Origin of the sequence: Marinifilum sp. (assembly GCF_965230805.1) — a bacterium.
GTDB lineage: Bacteria > Bacteroidota > Bacteroidia > Bacteroidales > Marinifilaceae > Marinifilum.
Map to the genome: position 1 here is coordinate 2554604 of NZ_OZ246019.1, position 18567 is coordinate 2573170.

Annotated in this window: 17 protein-coding genes and 2 tRNA genes; 3 read left to right on the top strand and 16 right to left on the bottom strand. The window is 35.9% G+C overall.

Annotation, left to right across the window (positions count from 1 at the left end; all coding sequences use genetic code 11):
- The first annotated feature begins 54 nt into the window (after positions 1 to 54).
- Entirely contained in the window at positions 55 to 543 is a 489-nt protein-coding gene (folK, locus tag ACO05S_RS10170; RefSeq protein WP_421917904.1) for a 2-amino-4-hydroxy-6-hydroxymethyldihydropteridine diphosphokinase, read from the top strand.
- Positions 544 to 636: 93 nt separating this feature from the next.
- On the opposite strand, the gene ACO05S_RS10175 is transcribed toward folK, so the two are convergent.
- From ACO05S_RS10175 to ACO05S_RS10205, 7 genes are all read right to left on the bottom strand, one after another.
- Positions 637 to 885: a uracil phosphoribosyltransferase gene (locus ACO05S_RS10175; protein ID WP_421917905.1), complete on the bottom strand. Its 249-nt coding sequence runs from the start codon at positions 883 to 885 to the stop codon at positions 637 to 639.
- The gene (locus ACO05S_RS10180) at positions 879 to 1292 is read right to left on the bottom strand and encodes a uracil phosphoribosyltransferase (RefSeq protein WP_421917906.1); all 414 of its coding nucleotides are present in this window, start codon (positions 1290 to 1292) and stop codon (positions 879 to 881) included. The genes ACO05S_RS10175 and ACO05S_RS10180 overlap by 7 nt, the downstream gene beginning before the upstream one ends.
- A 193-nt stretch (positions 1293 to 1485) precedes the next feature.
- Positions 1486 to 2181: a RadC family protein gene (gene radC, locus ACO05S_RS10185; RefSeq protein WP_421917907.1), complete on the bottom strand. Its 696-nt coding sequence runs from the start codon at positions 2179 to 2181 to the stop codon at positions 1486 to 1488.
- A 120-nt stretch (positions 2182 to 2301) separates the two neighbouring features.
- Complete coding sequence (rpsT, locus tag ACO05S_RS10190; RefSeq protein WP_421917908.1) at positions 2302 to 2553, bottom strand: 30S ribosomal protein S20; 252 nt, start codon at positions 2551 to 2553, stop codon at positions 2302 to 2304.
- Between the two features lie 29 nt (positions 2554 to 2582).
- A tRNA-Glu gene (locus ACO05S_RS10195) sits at positions 2583 to 2657 on the bottom strand.
- 61 nt (positions 2658 to 2718) lie between these two features.
- Positions 2719 to 2790, bottom strand: a tRNA-Glu gene (locus tag ACO05S_RS10200).
- Between the two features lie 229 nt (positions 2791 to 3019).
- The gene (locus ACO05S_RS10205) at positions 3020 to 3961 is read right to left on the bottom strand and encodes a LysR substrate-binding domain-containing protein (RefSeq protein WP_421917909.1); all 942 of its coding nucleotides are present in this window, start codon (positions 3959 to 3961) and stop codon (positions 3020 to 3022) included.
- A gap of 663 nt (positions 3962 to 4624) precedes the next feature.
- Here ACO05S_RS10205 and ACO05S_RS10210 point away from each other — a divergent pair.
- Positions 4625 to 5944 carry an acetyl-CoA hydrolase/transferase family protein gene (locus ACO05S_RS10210; RefSeq protein ID WP_421917910.1) on the top strand — a complete coding sequence of 440 codons (1320 nt, stop codon included), beginning with the start codon at positions 4625 to 4627 and terminating at the stop codon, positions 5942 to 5944.
- 54 nt (positions 5945 to 5998) lie between these two features.
- Here ACO05S_RS10210 and ACO05S_RS10215 read toward each other — a convergent pair whose 3' ends face one another.
- Positions 5999 to 8305, bottom strand: a complete 2307-nt coding sequence (locus tag ACO05S_RS10215) for a tetratricopeptide repeat protein (protein ID WP_421917911.1) — start codon at positions 8303 to 8305, stop codon at positions 5999 to 6001.
- Positions 8306 to 8385: 80 nt separating this feature from the next.
- The gene (locus tag ACO05S_RS10220; protein ID WP_421917912.1) at positions 8386 to 9750 is read right to left on the bottom strand and encodes a UDP-N-acetylmuramate--L-alanine ligase; all 1365 of its coding nucleotides are present in this window, start codon (positions 9748 to 9750) and stop codon (positions 8386 to 8388) included.
- A 107-nt stretch (positions 9751 to 9857) separates the two neighbouring features.
- Between ACO05S_RS10220 and ACO05S_RS10225 the strand changes: the two genes are divergently transcribed.
- Positions 9858 to 10700, top strand: a complete 843-nt coding sequence (locus ACO05S_RS10225) for an MBL fold metallo-hydrolase (protein ID WP_421917913.1) — start codon at positions 9858 to 9860, stop codon at positions 10698 to 10700.
- Between the two features lie 20 nt (positions 10701 to 10720).
- Here ACO05S_RS10225 and ACO05S_RS10230 read toward each other — a convergent pair whose 3' ends face one another.
- From ACO05S_RS10230 to ACO05S_RS10260, 7 genes are all read right to left on the bottom strand, one after another.
- A complete protein-coding gene (locus tag ACO05S_RS10230; protein WP_421917914.1) occupies positions 10721 to 11062 on the bottom strand; it encodes a hypothetical protein in 342 nt (113 codons plus the stop codon).
- 32 nt (positions 11063 to 11094) lie between these two features.
- Positions 11095 to 11475 (bottom strand): DUF2752 domain-containing protein, encoded by a 381-nt coding sequence (locus tag ACO05S_RS10235; RefSeq protein ID WP_421917915.1) that lies wholly within the window; start codon positions 11473 to 11475, stop codon positions 11095 to 11097.
- A 40-nt stretch (positions 11476 to 11515) separates the two neighbouring features.
- The gene (locus ACO05S_RS10240; protein ID WP_421917916.1) at positions 11516 to 11986 is read right to left on the bottom strand and encodes a hypothetical protein; all 471 of its coding nucleotides are present in this window, start codon (positions 11984 to 11986) and stop codon (positions 11516 to 11518) included.
- Between the two features lie 637 nt (positions 11987 to 12623).
- A complete protein-coding gene (gene scpA / locus ACO05S_RS10245; RefSeq protein WP_421917917.1) occupies positions 12624 to 14780 on the bottom strand; it encodes a methylmalonyl-CoA mutase in 2157 nt (718 codons plus the stop codon).
- 193 nt (positions 14781 to 14973) lie between these two features.
- Complete coding sequence (locus tag ACO05S_RS10250) at positions 14974 to 15375, bottom strand: GxxExxY protein (protein WP_421917918.1); 402 nt, start codon at positions 15373 to 15375, stop codon at positions 14974 to 14976.
- Positions 15376 to 15404: 29 nt separating this feature from the next.
- On the bottom strand, positions 15405 to 17267 hold the full coding sequence (locus ACO05S_RS10255; RefSeq protein WP_421917919.1) for a methylmalonyl-CoA mutase family protein: 1863 nt from the start codon (positions 17265 to 17267) through the stop codon (positions 15405 to 15407).
- Between the two features lie 223 nt (positions 17268 to 17490).
- Positions 17491 to 18540, bottom strand: coding sequence for an endonuclease/exonuclease/phosphatase family protein (locus ACO05S_RS10260; RefSeq protein ID WP_421917920.1), 1050 nt, complete (start codon positions 18538 to 18540; stop codon positions 17491 to 17493).
- Between the last annotated feature and the right edge of the window lie 27 nt (positions 18541 to 18567).

The window sequence follows — 18567 nt, forward strand, 5'->3', positions numbered from 1 at the left end:
TATATTTTGTTTGAAAAGATTTCTTTGTTTCTTTTACCGATCAAATTGAAAATGATGGCAAAAGTATATTTTTTAATAGGTGGTAATTTAGGAGATCGTGAATTGGTTCTTAAAAGAACAACTTATGCATTAGCAAAATATGTTGGCAAAATTGTAAAAGAGTCGGCCGTATATGAGACCGAGCCATGGGGTTTTAATCATGATAAGAGCTTTCTAAATCAGGTTGTAGTGGTTGAAACTAAATTGTTGCCTGAAAATGTACTTCAAAAGACACAGGATATTGAAAAATCTCTTGGTCGTGTGCGAAAGAAAAATCGCTATAGTGAAAGAATCATAGATATTGACATTTTATTCTATGATAAGGTAATCGTAAATACTGAAAGGCTTGAAATTCCACATCCACGAATGGGAGAGAGGTTGTTTGTTTTAGCTCCTTTGGCTGAACTAGCTCCCGAAATGATTCATCCAGCAAATGGGAACAGTATCTTAGAAATGAAAGATAGATGTCCTGATACCTCTGATGTATGTGTGTTTAAGGAATAATACCAATGAAGCCATAAGCTTCACCTCAGAATAAAACTTGTATAAAAAAGGACTGTAACAATAACAGCCCTTGATATATTATTAAAACATTTATTATCCTAATTTAGCTCCGAACGCCAAATCTCCTGCATCTCCACAGCCAGGAACAATATATGATTTAGAATTTAAATCAGCGTCAACAACTCCATTCCAAATGGTTGTATTCTCCTGGGGTAAATTATTCTTTACCATATCAACACCTTGTTGGCTTGCAATTACAGAAACAATATGTACGTGCTTAGGAGTACCTTTTGTTAGTATTGCCTTGTAAGCCAGTTCCATTGATGATCCTGTGGCTAGCATAGGATCTGCAAGAATAACGATTTTACCATCGATAGAAGGAGATGAGATGTATTCAAAATTAATTTAAATTTTCCATCTTCAGTATGCTTTCGATATGCCGAGATGAAAGCATTTTCTGATTTGTCGAAATAGCTTAACAAGCCATTGTGTAAAGGAAGACCAGCTCTTAATATTGAAGCTACAACGATTTCATCTTTTGGAAGAGACGAAATCGCAGTTCCTAGTGGAGTTTCTACTTCTTGATCTTCAAAGTCAAGAGTTTTACTGATTTCGTAAGCGAATATTTCACCTACTCTTTCAAGATTTCTTCTGAAGCGAAGGGGATCTTTTTGAATCGTAAGATCTCGAATTTCAGCTATAAATTGGTTAAAAAGGGAGTTTTGTTTTCCTAAAGTATGGACCACCATGTTTTTATTATTTAAAAATTAGCTGAACGCAAATATAACCATATTTCAATAATATTAAGGAAAGAAAGTTAGGAAAAACAATAATATAATTCATCTGTTTATAATTTTTTCTATTTGTCAGATGAAAGCCACAAGATCAAAATAATCATTAGCGTGTGTGTTTAATAATTATTTTTATCATGCTTGTTTCTTCCTAAATTAAATTTTCATCAGCAAAACTATAGTAATTGTTCTCACCAATAATTAAATGATCAAGAATGTTGATATTCATCAGCTTGGCAGCTTCTATTGAACGGTTTGTTATGTCTTTGTCAGCGGTAGATGGAGAAAGATTTCCTGATGGGTGATTGTGGCATAATATTAAATTAACTGCTTCCAACTGTAAAGCATCTTTTAAAACAAGCCTGATGTCGAAAACAGTTCCTGTAATCCCACCAGAAGACACATTTTTTATTTCAATAACTTTGTTGGCTCTATTCATAAATAGGACCCAAAATTCTTCATGTCCTAAGTTTTCAACAAACGGGGACAAGATTTCAAAAGCATCTCGACTGCAAGAGATTTTTTCTTTTTGTTTGCTTTGAAAAGCTGTTTGTCTTCTTCCAATTTCAAGAGCAGAAATAATGCTTATGGCTTTAGCTTCACCAATTCCTTTCATTTTCATTAAATCATGAATTGATTTTTTAGCCAACACATTTAAGTCATTATTGCAATGAGAAAGAATCGACTTGGAAAGTTCCACAGCAGATTGATTGCGATTACCACTGCCAATAATAATAGCTAAAAGTTCAGCCGACGATAAGCTTTTAACTCCATGGTACATTAATTTCTCTCTTGGGCGATCTTCTAGTGCCCAGTCTTTAATGCTAAGTTTGTTGTATTCTTCCATATATGTTTCTTGTAAATACCAAGCTAAGTTAGAAATTTACATAAATATTACAAATATGAAACCAGTACAAACACAAAAAGGGTTCTCATTGAGAACCCTTTAATACAGAGTTATAGTGTCTTAAAGCTTGTTAACGTGTAATGCTAATTTAGATTTTAAGTTAGCAGCTTTATTCTTATGAATTACATTAGTTTTCGCAAGTTTATCCAACATTGCAGTTACTTTAGGAAGTAATTCAGTAGCAGCTTCCTTGTCTGAAGTAGCACGTAACTTTCTTACAGCATTTCTTGCAGTCTTAGCGTAATACTTATTGTGTACTCTTCTTTTCTCAGACTGTCTGATTCTCTTAATTGCAGATTGATGATTTGCCATCCTTTTAAAAGTTATCTAAATTATTATCTTGGTAGTCCGTACGGGAATCGAACCCGTGTTACCAGAATGAAAATCTGGCGTCCTAACCCCTAGACGAACGGACCATTGTTTATTAATTAAAGCACAGCAAAGATAAATTAAAATCAAGTTGCTGCAAAATTTTTGTAGTCCGTACGGGAATCGAACCCGTGTTACCAGAATGAAAATCTGGCGTCCTAACCCCTAGACGAACGGACCATCTAATTTTTCAGAGCTGCAAAGATAAATCAAATTTCTAAACCTGCAAACACTTTGCAAAATATCTCGGTAAAAAGCCTTAGAAATAATTAAGACTTGAGCTCTCATTTTTTTCTTTAGCGCTGCAAAGAAAGATATAATTCCTTATACCTGCAAAACTTTTTTCGAAAAAAAATACACTTTTTCTTGTGAGTGAAACTAACTGCTTCGTTATAAGCTAAAAATGGATTTAACGCCATTCAACAATTGTTCCCCTGTCACTACTTAAAAAACTATTTGGGATAATACTTTTTATTTGTTCAGCTAATAAATCGAGAAGCTTATTTTTTGAATAGTGGCGAGAATAAACCAAACTAACCTCTCTTAAAGGATGAATATTTGTGAATTTTTTTACCTGTGCTAATTTTTCAGTTGGTAGATACTGCGTAGCTAATTCAGGAATAAGGGTAAATCCACCTTCACGATCAACAATTTTCATTAATGTTTCTAAGGAATTACTTTCGAATTCGAAAGGTAGTTCTTGGTGCTGTAAATCGTGCATTTCACATAGATTAATCACTTGGTTTCTAAAACAGTGTCCATCGCTAAGCATCCAAATTTCCGGAGTAGCAATGTCTTTAACTTCAACAATTGGTTGCTTTAATAAGTGATGATCTTTATGTGCATAAATCATCATTTCTTCATAAAAAAGATGTCTTTCACGAATTCTGTCATCTTTTGCTGGCGTTACAAAAATTCCAACATCAATCTTATCTTTCCTTAAACTTTGCACAATTTCCTCAGAAACCAGTTCTTCAACTTCAACTTTAATCGATGGATATCTTCTGATATAATCACCAATAAACATCGGAAGTAGAAAAGGGGCTAATGTTGGTATAATTCCGATTTTTAAATTACCTTCAACTGTGTTTTTATGATCGGTAATAATTTCATCGATTTTTTTTGTTTCACTCAGTATAATGCGGGCTTGTTCAATTATATTCTTCCCAACATCGGTTGGAATAATTGGCTGCTTACTTCGATCAAATATTGTAATGTCTAAAAACTCTTCCAATTTTTTAATTTGCATGCTTAAAGTTGGTTGAGTGATGAAACATTTTTCAGCGGCGGTTGCAAAATGGCGGTATGTATCCACGGCCAGGATGTATTCAAGTTGAGTAATTGTAATCATGGATTAGTGTTTTTTTTGAGATTCCTCCAAATATAAACATTATCTATAACACTATAAACAATATTGATTTGATTGATGTAATATTGGTTCGTATATTTGATGTAGAAAAAAGGAAAACTATTTTTCACAAGTACTTAAAAATAGTATACCTTATTTAATAGGGTTAGAAAAATAATAGTTTGATAGTTTTTGTTATTTAAGTTTTATTAGATGTTTGGGTTTTGCAGCCGGGAGTTTGGGTCTCCCGGCTTCTTTTTTGCTTATAATTAAGCACTCTATTTGATTTTTACTTTATGGCACTTTTTAGATTACATTTTAATTTGGTGGGATATTGTTTTGACGTGGACATTTGCTTGCTAGTGTAAAGAATGCTAATTCCCCGGACTAATTTTTTGACCTATTTTCCTTTCTACTGCGTTAAGCTTTTTCGCCGTAGCTACGGCTATGCCTGTAAACCTTGCCTTGTAAAAAGAAAAATATTTTCAAAAACTTTAATTCGTTTTATTAACACTCTTCACGCTAGACTTAATGCTTTAGTTATGAATGCAATCCATCACATGTTGTGTAGCATCTATGCTGAATAGCAGAAATTGCACCTAAAAAATATACTACTTTGGTCGGCAATTTAAAATTTATAAACTTCAATATAAAAACCGATTAGAGATGCGCAAAGAGATTAAAACAGTTTCTTTTGAAGAAGCTGCAAAGGTGATAAAGTCTGGCGATAGAGTGCACTTACACTCTGTTGCATTAACACCTCATAAATTCATTAATGCAATGTGTGATCGTGGTCGTAATGGAGAAATTTACGATGTAACGATTCAGCATATACACACCGAAGGGCCAGCTCCATATGCTGATACAGAATTTGAAGGGATTTTTAATCTTGAATCATTGTTTGTTGGAGCCAACGTAAGAAAACAAACTCAAGCTGGTTATGCCGATTATATTCCTGTATTTCTTGGAGAAACTCAACAATTAATTCGCGAAGGAATTTTAAAAGTTAATGTTGCGGTAGTGCAAGTTAGCACTCCAGACAAACATGGCTATGTGTCGCTTGGTACATCAGTGGAAGCAAGTAAGGCAGCAGTGGAAGAAGCTGATACAGTTGTTGCTATTATCAACCCTAATGTGCCTCGTGCATTTGGTGACGCAATGATGCCTGTGACAGCATTCAACCTTTTCTGTGAAGATAACTCACCACTCATTGAGCACAACAATGCGCCATTATCAGATCTTGATATTGCAATTGGTAAGAATGTGGCAGAATTAATTCCTGATGGCGCATGTCTTCAAATGGGAATTGGCGGTATTCCTAATGCTGTTTTGGCTCAATTGGGTAATCACAAAGATCTTGGAGTTCACACAGAAATGTTTGCAGATGGTCTTCTTCCTTTGGTTGAAAATGGTGTTGTTAATGGTAAAAACAAGAAATTAGATCCAGGTAAAATTGTAGCTGGTTTCCTAATGGGAACAAAAGACTTATATGATTTTGTTGATGATAATCCAGGAGTACTAATGATGGATGTAGCCTATACTAATGGAGTTCACATTATTAAACAAAACCCTAAGGTCTGTGCTATTAACTCGGCATTATCAATTGATATTACCGGTCAGGTTTGTGCTGACTCAATTGGCACCAAACACTATTCAGGTGTAGGTGGACAAATAGACTTTACGCGCGGTGCAGCGGCTTCGGAAGGTGGTGTGCCTATTATTGCCATGCCTTCTGTAACGGGTAAAGGGGTTTCTAAAATTACACCAACATTATTAACTGGTTCGGGAGTTGTAACAACTCGTAACAATATGAGATGGTTTGTAACGGAGCATGGTGCAGTAAACTTGTTTGGCAAATCGTTGCAGCAAAGGGCTAAGGCAATTATCTCGGTTGCTCACCCTGACTTTAGAGAAGAGCTTGATAGGGCTGCATTCGAACGATTTGGATCTCACTATCATTTTGTAAATAAAGTTGCTGCTAAGTAGCTTATGCAGATATAAAATACTTGAAGAGGCATCAAATTAATGATTGCCTCTTTTTTATGCATTTGTTTTTGGCATAGATTCCAATATCTTTTCTGATTTAGGTATGGTGATATAGAAACTACTTCCTTTTCCTTCTTCACTCTCGGCCCAAATTTTACCTCCATTTTTTTCTACATATTCTTTACAAAGAAGAAGCCCGATTCCAGCTCCCTTTTCTTGGGCAGTTCCTAAGGCAAGGTAGTTGCTATCAAGCCTGAATATCTTATTCAAGTTCGATTTGCTGATTCCAATTCCTTCATCAGAAACTTCTAATTCAACAAGATATTTCTTCTCTCTTGCCGAAAGAGTTATTTTTCTCTCGGGATATGAGAATTTAATCGCATTTGAAATGATATTTTTAAATACTTCGGACATGGCAGTAGGATCAGCATAAGCCATACAAGTATTGTTCATTTTAAAAATAAACTTTAGATTTTTTTCAATAATAGATCCCGAAAGTTTTTGGAGGATTTCATTAAGCGATTCTCGTATATCAAAATACTTGGGAGAGAAATCAGTTTTCCCAGCTTGAGATGCCGACCATAGTAAAAGATTTTCGACCAATTCATTGGTGTGAGCAGACAAATTTCGAATGCCCACAGCTAATGATTTTTGATTTTCAATATCATTATTTTCAAAGCTAGAGATAAGTTTTGAACTGCTACTTTTGAGATCGATAAAAGGATCACGTAGATCTCTTGAAATAATATTAAAAATTTTATCCTTGGTTAGGTTTAGATCCCTTAAAATAATATCCGATTCTTTTAAGCGTGAATTAATATCTTCTAATTCTTGGTTTTTAAATGTAAGTGCTTCAGTCGTCTGTTTTCGTATCTGTATATTTTTATATGCGATGTAGCCGGTTATTACCGCGAAAAATATCAATACAATAAACAAGTAAATTAAAATACTTTGCATTCTGTTGTACTCTTTTAAGCCTTTAATTTCTTTTTTGTTTTTTGATATCTCATACTTGGCCTCAAATTCGCTGATTCTGTCTTTGTCAAATCTGTCGGCAATGCTTTTAAATTTCGAACTAGAGTAATTCCGATAGTATTCAAGTGCTTTTTTGTAGTCACCTTTATTCGAATAGTATTCAAATAGATTTTCAGAGCTTGATTTTTGTAGGTTTCTATCTTTTGAATACTGAGCATTATTATACGCCGATTGCAAATAATTTAAGGCATCATCACTCTTATAATAATCCATTAAAATTTCACCTATGCTATTTGAGGAGTAAGCAACTCCAATTGTATTGCCCATTTTTTCGTACAAATTGAGAGCAATTTTATGGTACTCCTGACTTTTGTCAAAATTGTTAAAACTACGATATAAGTTTCCGATCAAAGAATAAACATTGGCTTGTTCTTTCACATCACCAGTTTCATTATATAGCTTTAGGGACTCATTATAATGCTTTAAAGAAAAATCGAGTTCGTTTAGATCTTTGTAAACTGTACCTATGTTCTTTAAGGTAGCCGCTGTGTATTCGCTGCTTCCTAATTTTCTCCTAATATTTAAAGCTCGGTTATAAAAATGAAGTGATTCATTAAAATTATTCAACCTCCAATAAATTCCACCAAGATCGTTTAAGGTATAGGCAATTAATGATTCATCATTTAATTGTTCACGAAGGAATAGGGCTTTCTTATAATAATCTAAGGCTTTATTGTACTTGTTGAGGTTTTTGTACACATTACCAAGATTGTTCAATGAAGAGGCAATATCCGATTTATCGCCAAGCTTGGATCTGATTTCCAAAGATTTTAAGTAGTATTCCAATGCATTCGCATAATCTTTATCAAGCCAATAAACACTCCCAATATTGTTTAAGGTATAGGCTACTTCTTTTTCAGATCCTTCTTTTTGCCTAATTTCCAGTGATTGATTGAAATATTCGAGAGCTTTCTGATGTTTGTTCAGGATCTTATGTATCTCACCTAAATTATTGTAAGACGCTGAAACGGCCAGTTCATCAGATTCACTTTTACGAATTTTCAGAGCCTGTAAATGGCAATCTAAGGCTCTTCTTAAATTGTTTATCTTTCGATACAGATTCCCAAGATCATATAAGGCATTGGCATGATTTGTAGGATTTCCTGATGATAAAATCACCACTTCTTTTAAATGGTCAATGCTTTTATCAATATTAACATCCAAATAGAGTTTTGATAGTTCTTGCAGTAACAAAATTCGTTGTTCACCTTCGGTTTTAGGCAATAATTCTTCAGCTTTCCGGATTTGACCTTGGGCATACAAACTCCCAAGACCAAACGAAAGGATAAGAAATATAAGAAGGATTAACTTGCGTAAAGCAGACATGGATTTTAATCTGTTTAATCTGATTCACAATAAAAATACCATTATTTTGTTGACAGACAAAAGGATGTAATTTTTTGCAATTAGTATTTGTTGACAATTTTTTCTGCCAGTTCAATCAAATTGAGACCCGAAAAATTACCAGAACTCATTAGTAAAACATTAGTGTGATTGAAATCATGTTCTAGTAAATCAGTAATAACTTGATCAGAATCTGTGTACACTGTAACATTGTTTCCTCCAAAAGCCTCGGCAACCTGGATTTTAGTAATTGGCTCAAGTTTTTTGTGCTCAATGGTTTTGGGATTGAAATAAACAATTGCTTCATCGGCTGAGCCCATTGTGTTTTTATAGTGAGGAAGAAATTCCTTCTTTAAGCTACTGAATGTGTGCAATTCCATACAAGCAATTAATTTTCGATTGGTAAATTGCTTTTTTACTGCCTCAGTGGTTGCTTTTAGCTTTGAAGGAGAATGTGCAAAATCCTGAAATACGGTACATGAGTTTTTATCAGCCAACTTTTGCAAGCGTTTTGCTGCACCCGAAAAGTATTGAATCGACTGGTAAAAACTCTCATCGCTTAATCCAATTTTTCTACAAATATGAAAAGCTCCCATTAGGTTTTGCAGGTTGTGTTCTCCAAATATCTCCAAAGGAATTTCACCCTTATTTGTCTTAAGAATACTGCAATTGTCAACTATCTTAAACGGGTGTGAATGATATGGAATATATTCGATATCCTCTCTCTTGTTCTTTATAATCTTTGCGATATGCTCATCTTCATCAAAATAGATTAAAGAACCATTTTCTTGAATCATTTGAGTGAATATTTCAAACTGATTAAGGTAGTTCTCGAAGGTAGGGAAGACATTGATGTGATCCCAGGCAATTCCTGTTATCAGTGCGATATGAGGGTGGTACAAGTGGAATTTTGGTCTACGGTCAATTGGAGAAGAAAGATACTCATCTCCTTCAAAAATGGCTATTTTAGATTCCTGGCTTAATTTGACCATGGTTTCAAAACCTTCAATCTGTGCACCCACCATGTAATCAAATTCGATGTTATTGTCTTTTAATGCATGCATTACCATTGAAGTGGTAGTTGTTTTTCCGTGGCTTCCACCGATAACGATTCTGGTTTTATCCTTTGTTTGTTCGTAAATGTATTCGGGATAGGAGTAGATCTTTAGGCCAAGTTCCTGTGCTTTTAATAATTCCGGATTATCAATTCTTGCATGCATGCCAAGAATGATTGCATCGAAGCTTGTATCTAATTTTTCGGGATACCATCCCCACTCCTTAGGCAGGATTCCATATTTCTCTAATCTTGATTTTGATGGTTCAAAAATCTCATCATCCGATCCGGTAATTTCGAATCCTTTATTATGTAATGCGATTGCTAAATTGTGCATGGCGCTGCCACCAATTGCTATAAAATGAACTTTCATTGATTATCTTTTATAAAATTGTATTTTTGATCTGCATTAAAACCCGCAGTGCACAAGTGATATTGTGTATTTAAAAAAAAATAAAGATACTGGAAAAAAAAGGAATCATGGAAATATATAATATAGAAACAGGAAATTTTATGTGCGATGGAGGAGCAATGTTTAGTGTGGTTCCTAAGGTGATGTGGAGTAGAAAATATCCGGTTAACGAAGACAACTATTGCAACTGTGCCATGAGAAGCATGCTGGTTGTTGATGGTGATAGAAAGATTTTAATTGATAATGGAGCAGGCGACAAGCAAAGTGAGGATTTCTTTAAACATCAACATTTAAATGGTGATGAAACTTTGTTGGGATCATTGAAAAATGCTGGTTTTTCCGCTAAGGATATTACCGATGTTGTGTTTACTCACCTGCACTTCGATCATTGTGGGGGAGCAGTAAAATGGGATGCTGATCAAAAAGGATATGAGTTGGTTTTTAAAAATGCTCAACATTGGGTAAGCAAGCATCAATGGGAAAATTACCTGAATCCTAATTTGCGCGAAAGCGATGCGTTTTTCGATGAAAATATCATGCCAATAAAAGAAGCCGGGAAGTTAAATTTTGTGGAGTCGGAAGGGGAGCTATTCCCTAATTTTAAGGTAAAGATTTTTGAAGGACACACACCTGGTTTAATGATTCCGGTTCTAAATTTCAATGGACAGGAAGTAGTTTTTGCAGGCGACTTTATTCCAACAGCAGCCAATGTTCCTGTAAAATGGTTAGCGAGTTACGATTTAAATCCAAGTTCATCATTAGCCGAAAAGCAAGAGTTCCTTGCAGAAGCTGTAGAAAACAATGCAATTTTATTTTTGCAACACGACATCACGACTGAGTGTTGTAGTCTTAAAAAAACAGAGAAAGGAGTTAAGGTAGATCGATGTTTCTCCCTTTCCGAGATCAAATGAGGATATCAAAAAAGCTTGCATCAGGATGCAAGCTTTAATTCTGTATGATAGCCTTGATAATGACTCAATGCATTTTCAATATTGTCAATTCTTTCAAATACTGTTTTTGCGGTGCCGAAATCAGTATAGTTAGAATCGAGATAACTCATATGGTATTCAACCAATCTGAGTTGAGTTGAGAGACTTGAGGTGGCAAATTTCTTTTCGAGATCAATATGTTTGATTCCATTTTGATCTAACAGTTCCTGAATAATAACTCCTGCCTTAATAATCCTTCTTGAAAGATTATTCTCGTTATGAACATGTAGCACCATAACACTTGTTAGCAGGGTCAAGCATAAACTAACCAGAATAAATGACATATCGCAAAAGTTTAATAAATATTTAACTCGATTCAATTTACGATAAAATTTCTGAATAGTTTAAATGAGAATAGAATCAAGGGTCTGAAAGCCAATGAAAATGCAAAGATCGACAGGCAGATATCTGCCAGAATATATGTATTGATCCAAGAAATATTATATTTCATCAGGAAAAAAGTAAGAATCCTAAAAACCAACTGAAACACAAAAAATAAAAAGATTTGAACTGCAAATGGATTGAATTCTTTAGCTGATTTAATATCGAATAGAACAAGAGCCGAGAATGCACGGGAAAGACCCGTTGACGGACTATCTGATCCTGTGATTTGAGTAAAAAAGGATGGAATGGGATGTTGAAGTTGTTTATTGGAATAGAATGCCGAATACAAAAAAATCAGCAGTATGATAATCACAAAAATTAAATTGATGATTTGATATGTTTTTATGCGATCACTATTTTTTATTGGCTTCAATTTCAACTTTTATTTTCATTTCAAGGCTATCAATTTCGTTTGCTATTGAATCGATATTGATTTCTTCAAGTTGCTGTTCCAGCTCCTCCAAAGCTTCTTGCAAATCAGGATTTTGAACAGATTCTTCAATCACCTCTTCAATTACACCTTCTACAAAGCCTCCGATTTCATCTTCATTCATACTGGCAACTCCAACAAAAAAGAATAGCCAAATAGATGCTACCAAAACACCCAGAACCGAAACAACCAAAGCAGCAATGTTAATGCCTCTTGCTCCACTCTCTCTATTGGCCTGGCTAAGGCCGATAACACTAAGAATGATTGCGATTATTCCAGGAACAAAGGCGATAAAACCAATGCAAGGAATAAATCCAATAAACAGAGTTATAATTCCCAGAACCAAAGCAATGATTCCTATTGTTTGACCAGAGTTTGAGCGTACTTGTTCCATGTCTATGTAAGTGCTGATTATTGCGCTAATATACTAATTTTTCGATAGGATTTCTTTTAAGTTTCAATATGGCTTTTTGTATAAGAGAAAATCATTTTCGTTTCAGATTTCCTAAATGGGAAAATCAAAAAATGATATTTTAAGCAATGCCTGTTTAGGCAAAGCGTGAAAAATGATATTTTAAGCAATGCCTGTTTAGGCAAAGCATGAAAAATTGATTTTTTGAACAATGCCTGTTTAGGCAAAGCGTGAAAAATTGATTTTTTGCCTCTTGCCAGTTTAGGCAAAGCCAAAAAAATGATTTTTTGCCTCGTGCCAGTTTAGGCAAAGCAAAAAATAAGATTTTCAAATGCCAGTTTAGGCAAAGCAAAAAATAGGATTTTTAAATGCCAGTTTAGGGACAATACCATTCTTAAACCAAAAGTTTTGAAGTGTCTCTTGTTAAACTTTCAAGTTGTGCAAGTTATTTAAAAGGTCTGGTAAGTCAGTTTGTTTGTTGCAATATTTAATTATGAGCCACACTGATATAGATTGGCAAGTAAACAACAATATGCATTAGAGCTCAGGTTATTTGTATAGATAAAAAAGACAGGAAGTAAAACCCCCTGTCTTTAAAGTATCTTGATAACCGTAATGATTAATCTTTGTATTGCTCGATTAAGATTTCAAGCATTTGAATCGCACATTTTGAAACTTTTGTTCCAGGGCCAAATACACCAGCAACACCTGCTTCATATAAGAAATCGTAGTCTTGAGCCGGAATTACACCACCTGCAGTTACCATGATATCTTCGCGACCCAATTTCTTCAATTCCCCGATAATTGCTGGAACCAAAGTCTTGTGACCAGCAGCCAATGATGATACACCAACCATGTGTACGTCATTTTCTACAGCTTGCTTGGCAGATTCTTCCGGAGTTTGGAACAATGGTCCCATATCCACATCAAATCCCATATCAGCAAAACCAGTAGCAACCACTTTACCGCCACGGTCGTGACCATCCTGACCCATTTTTGCGATCATGATACGTGGACGACGTCCTGTTTGCTCTGCAAATTTATCTGCCAATTCTTTCGCTTTTGCGAAGTCAGCATCTTCTTTCGATTCTGATGAATATACTCCTGACACGGTTCTAATAACAGCTTTATATCTACCACAAATTTTCTCACAAGCATCTGAAATCTCACCCAATGAAGCACGAGCTTGTGCAGCTTTAACAGCAAGATCCAACAAGTTACCTTCACCACCGTTGGCACAAGCAGTGATGGCTTCAAGAGTTTTCTGTACTTCTTCTTCGTTTCGGTTAGCACGAAGCTTAGCCAAACGCTCAATCTGAGCAGTACGTACAGCAGTGTTGTCAACCTCTAAGATATCCAATGGATCTTCTTTTGCCAAACGATATTTGTTGGTACCGACAATGGTTTGGGTTCCTGCATCAATCTTAGCCTGAGTACGAGCAGCAGCTTCCTCGATACGAAGCTTTGGAATACCAGACTCAATAGCCTTAGCCATACCACCTAGTTTCTCAACCTCTTCGATGTGAGCCCAAGCTTTGTCTACCAATTCCTGAGTTAATGATTCTACGTAGTATGAACCTGCCCAAGGATCAACTGCTTTACAGATAGTTGATTCATCCTGGATATAAATCTGAGTGTTACGTGCAATACGTGCAGAGAAGTCAGTTGGAAGTGCAATCGCTTCATCCAATGCATTGGTGTGAAGAGACTGAGTGTGACCCAATGCAGCTGCCATTGCTTCGATACAAGTACGACCTACGTTGTTGAATGGATCCTGCTCGGTTAAGGACCAACCTGAAGTTTGCGAGTGAGTACGCAATGCCATAGACTTAGGGTTCTTAGGATTGAATTGTTTTACAATCTTCGCCCAAAGCAAACGACCCGCTCTCATTTTTGCAATCTCCATAAATTGGTTCATACCAATTGCCCAGAAGAACGACAAACGAGGGGCAAAAGCGTCAACATCCATACCAGCAGCAACACCTTTCTTCAAATACTCTAAACCATCGGCAAGCGTATAAGCCAACTCGATATCTGCAGTTGCGCCTGCTTCTTGCATGTGGTAACCCGAGATAGAAATAGAGTTAAACTTAGGCATCTTCTGCGAAGTATATTCGAAGATATCAGCAATAATCTTCATCGAGAACTCTGGTGGGTAGATGTAAGTGTTACGCACCATGAACTCTTTCAAGATATCATTCTGAATGGTACCTGAAAGCTCTTCTAATTTAGCTCCTTGTTCCAAACCTGCTACAATGTAGAAAGCCAAAACAGGAAGAACAGCACCGTTCATTGTCATTGATACCGACATCTTGTTCAATGGAATTTGATCGAAAAGGATCTCCATATCTAAGATCGAATCGATAGCAACACCAGCCTTACCTACATCACCAATTACACGTGGGTGATCTGAATCGTATCCACGGTGAGTAGCCAAGTCGAACGCTACAGAAAGACCTTTCTGACCAGCAGCAAGGTTACGACGGTAGAATGCATTCGATTCTTCAGCAGTAGAGAAACCTGCGTACTGACGAACGGTCCATGGACGCAAAGGATACATAGCTGAATAAGGTCCGCGAAGGAATGGAGGCAAACCGGAAACGAAGTTTAGGTGTTCCATACCTTCTAAATCTTCCTTGTTAAAAGCAGTTTTAACAGGAATTTGCTCAGGTGTCATCCAAGATTTTTCGATGCTGTTTTCCTTCTCCCATTCTTGAGAAGATGCAGCAGCTCTTTGAGATGACTTGATATCTATATTTTTAAAATTTGGTTTCATTTTCTTTTTGTTTTTAAACGCTAAGGCGCGAAGACGCCGAGAATTAATTTAAATATTACTTTACTTTTTGATGATTACAGGAAAATGGAATTTTTAAAATATTATCAATTAAATTTTCTTATTTCCATTTTGAAATCATTTTTGCGTCTTTGTGTCTTTGCGTTGATTATTTGAACGCTAAGGTTCGAAGGCGCTACTTTATTAAAAAATAATTATTGACTTTTCGTTTGATTCCTTGCTTTAACAAGGGAACATTAAAATTGATTAAAAAACCAAGTCTTATATCTGCAAGTTTCATGTAAGTAACTAATTGAACCTCATGCACAGGTAATAATACTTCCACTGCTTTTAATTCAATAATAATACAATCTTCAACTAAAAGGTCAATGATAAATTCTTTTTCTAAAACTTTACCCTTAAAGTTGACAGGCAATTTAACTTGTCGCTCAACCTTTAGGTTTAAGTTTTGTAATTCTTCAACCAGACAAATTTCATAAACTGATTCAAGTAAACCAGGACCAAGTTCTTTATGAACTTCATAAGAAGCTTGAACAACTTTACGTCCTATTTCCTCATATCTGTTTTTAGAAATCATCTTTTGCGTCTTTGTGTCTTTGCGTTGAATTAAATTCCTAACTCGGCTTGGTAAGCTTTTAATGTTTCAAGTACGTTCGACTTCACGTTAATAAAGTTTTCAACACCTTTAGCTTTTAATTCTTCGGCACAAGCAGGAGCACCAGCAACAACTACTGTAGCTTTTCCTTTTAATGCTTCATAAACTTCGGGAGCGATAGTTGCATACTCATCATCGGATGAACAAACAACAACGATTTTTGCGTTCTTCTCAGTTACAAATTTTACTCCTTCTTCAACCGAAGTGAATCCGTTGTGGTCTTCTACGTCGAATCCGGCACAAGCAAAAAAGTTACAAGCAAACTGGCCACGAGCTTTACGCATGTTTAGGTTACCCATTGGGAACATCATCACTTTAGGGCGTCCGTTTTGTTTTGCGTAAACATCGGTTTTGTAACGCATAGCTTCGAAAGCCTGAGCGCCACGGTATGGTTTTAAAGTTTCGCATTCTGCATTTGCGTCAGCATTATCGTCAGCCTCAAATAATGCAGCATCCAATTCAGTTTCTGCAACCTCACCGAAATTAGGGAACTGGTTCGTTCCTAAGAAGTTTTCTCGACGAGTAGCAACTGCCATATCTCTCTTCTGCGCTGTAGCTTTAATGGTTTCCTGAACAAAACCATCTCTGAATGCAGCCAGGTAACCACCTTTTTCCTGTACTTCGAGGAATAATTTCCATGCCTCTTCACTGATTGACTCAGTAAGCGACTCAATATAATATGATCCTGCAGCAGGGTCAGCAATTTTTCCGAAGTGTGATTCTTCTTTCAACAACAATTGCTGGTTACGTGCGATACGCTCCGAGAAATCAGTAGTATCTTCGTAAACCGAGTTGAAAGGTTTAACTGTGTATGAATCCAATCCGCCAAGAACAGATGACATGGCCTCGGTTTGAGTACGAAGCATGTTTACATATGGATCGTAAATCGTCTTGTTCCAGTCTGAAGTTTCAGCGTGGATGTTCATTTTACACATTTCTTCCGAAGCACCAAATTCTTTTAGGATGTAAGCCCAAAGCATACGACCTGCTCTTAGCTTGGCAATCTCCATAAAATATTTAGAACTGGTTGCAAAGTTGAAACGGATTTTTGGAGCAATTTCTTCAATTGACAAACCAGCTTCCATCAACTTGCTTATATATTCAGCACCGGCAGCTAAACTAAAACCTAATTCTTCAACGATAGATGAACCTGAGTTGTTGAATAATCTACCGCCAACAGCAACAACTTTAAAGCCGGGAAGTTCTTTTGCAGCTTCAACAGCTTCTTTCAAGTGCTTGAAAGAGTTTTCTTCCGAAGTACAGAATTTACCGCATATACTGTAGCCGCCTAAAATATCGATGGCAACACCACCTTGAACTTTGTCAAGAGGAATCCCTTTTTCACCTGCAATTGCCTGTAAGTTTTTAATTAATTCCACAGTGCCATGAGATTTTTCGAAGTTAAGCTCAACACAATCCATGTAAACACCTTCCAGCAAAGTTGCCAATTCTTCTTTGCTAAGGTCTTTCCAATTTAAAACGAAACCTAATGAGTCGATACCTTTGTAAAGAACCTCAAGAGCTTTGTTGTTTGCAGCCTTAACATCTTTAACAATGATATCCTGACGGATAAACCAGTCGTTGTTGTCCTTCTTGTTTCCTCGTACATATGGAAAATCTCCAGGATAAGTGTTCATGTACATCTTATCACCCATGTTTTCCAGTCTGTAGAAAGGCTGAACATTGAATCCTTCATTTGTTCTCCAAACCAACTTTCTGTTGAAGTCAGCGCCTTTAAGGTCTTTAGTGATTTTGTCGACCCACTCCTGTGTTGATTGTGGTACAAATTCACTAAAAAGTTTATTATCTGCCATAAGTGTAACTGTTTAAAAATTAGGGTCTAAAAATAAGCCCTTTTTATCACTTAGAAAAAGTTTAAAAAATGTTCTTCATCATACTTTTGCAACACCATTTATTTAATGAATAATGATGAGTTATAAATGAAACTAAAGTCGCCCATGAATTAACAATTAAAATTCTTTTATTTGTTGATTATTAAATGTGTAAAGTGTTTGTTGGGTTTTTTAGTTTCTTCATTCATAATTCATAATTGGCAATAATTGGTGCATGATCAGATACCTGCATCCATTGCTGCAAAGTGGCTCCGCTACCTTTCACAAACTTTCCGTTGGTAAATAAAAAGTCTAGTTTTCGGTTCCAAAAGCCATGCTTGTCCGTTGTATGCGTAAAATGATCTTTATTATTGTTCTGATATTCATCCAAAGCAATGGCTGCCTGATAATTTTCATAGAAAGGTATCATCCATTGGGTTTCATCTGAATAATCATCTGCTTCAAATTCTTCATCTGTGCAAGCTGAATCATCAAACTTGCTGGTTTGTTTGGTGTAGGGCGGAAGTGAGTTGAAATCCCCTCCCAATATAAGTTGATCTCCTTTAAGGGATATCGCATCAGCGTATGCTTTAATAATATCCAATTGTTTTTTCTTGGTATCATCTTTTGCAAATGCCGAGGCATGAGTATTTAGAATATGCAGTGTTTTGTTTTGATGCTCAAATTGTACATCCAGAATATTTCTTTTCAGATAAAAATAGCGGATTATAAAATTCTGTGATTGAATTAAGGGAAGGGCGATTCGTTTGGCATTAGTAAATTTCAACTTTGTAAGGATTGCATTTCCGGAATCCATTTTGCCGATTCCATCGCTTGGAATGGTAGATGCTTTCCATTGCGATGCATAAGCTGCATAATTAAAATCAGTATTGTCGAGCAAGTATTGCACTTGGTCGACAAAGGCACTGCGCTTGGCATTCACATCGGCTTCCTGTATCAATAAAATATCGGGACTAACTTCACGGATTTTCTCAGCCAAAGCATCCATGTGGCTTAGCACTTCCGATTTTTCCATGATCACTCTATCGCCATGGCAATCGAAAAAGAAATCGATACGTCCTCCGCCAAACTTAATGTTCCAGGTCATCACCTTAAGCGTATCGGGGAAATTATATTCTTTAATTTCTGCAGATTGATAAAGAGTGACCTCATGTCCAATTTTTGTGCTAAAAGGATCGCAGGCTGTTGAAATTACAGAGAGCAAAATCAGGTAATATTTTTTTAAGATCTTCATGTTCCTCAATTGATTTTACTGGATAAT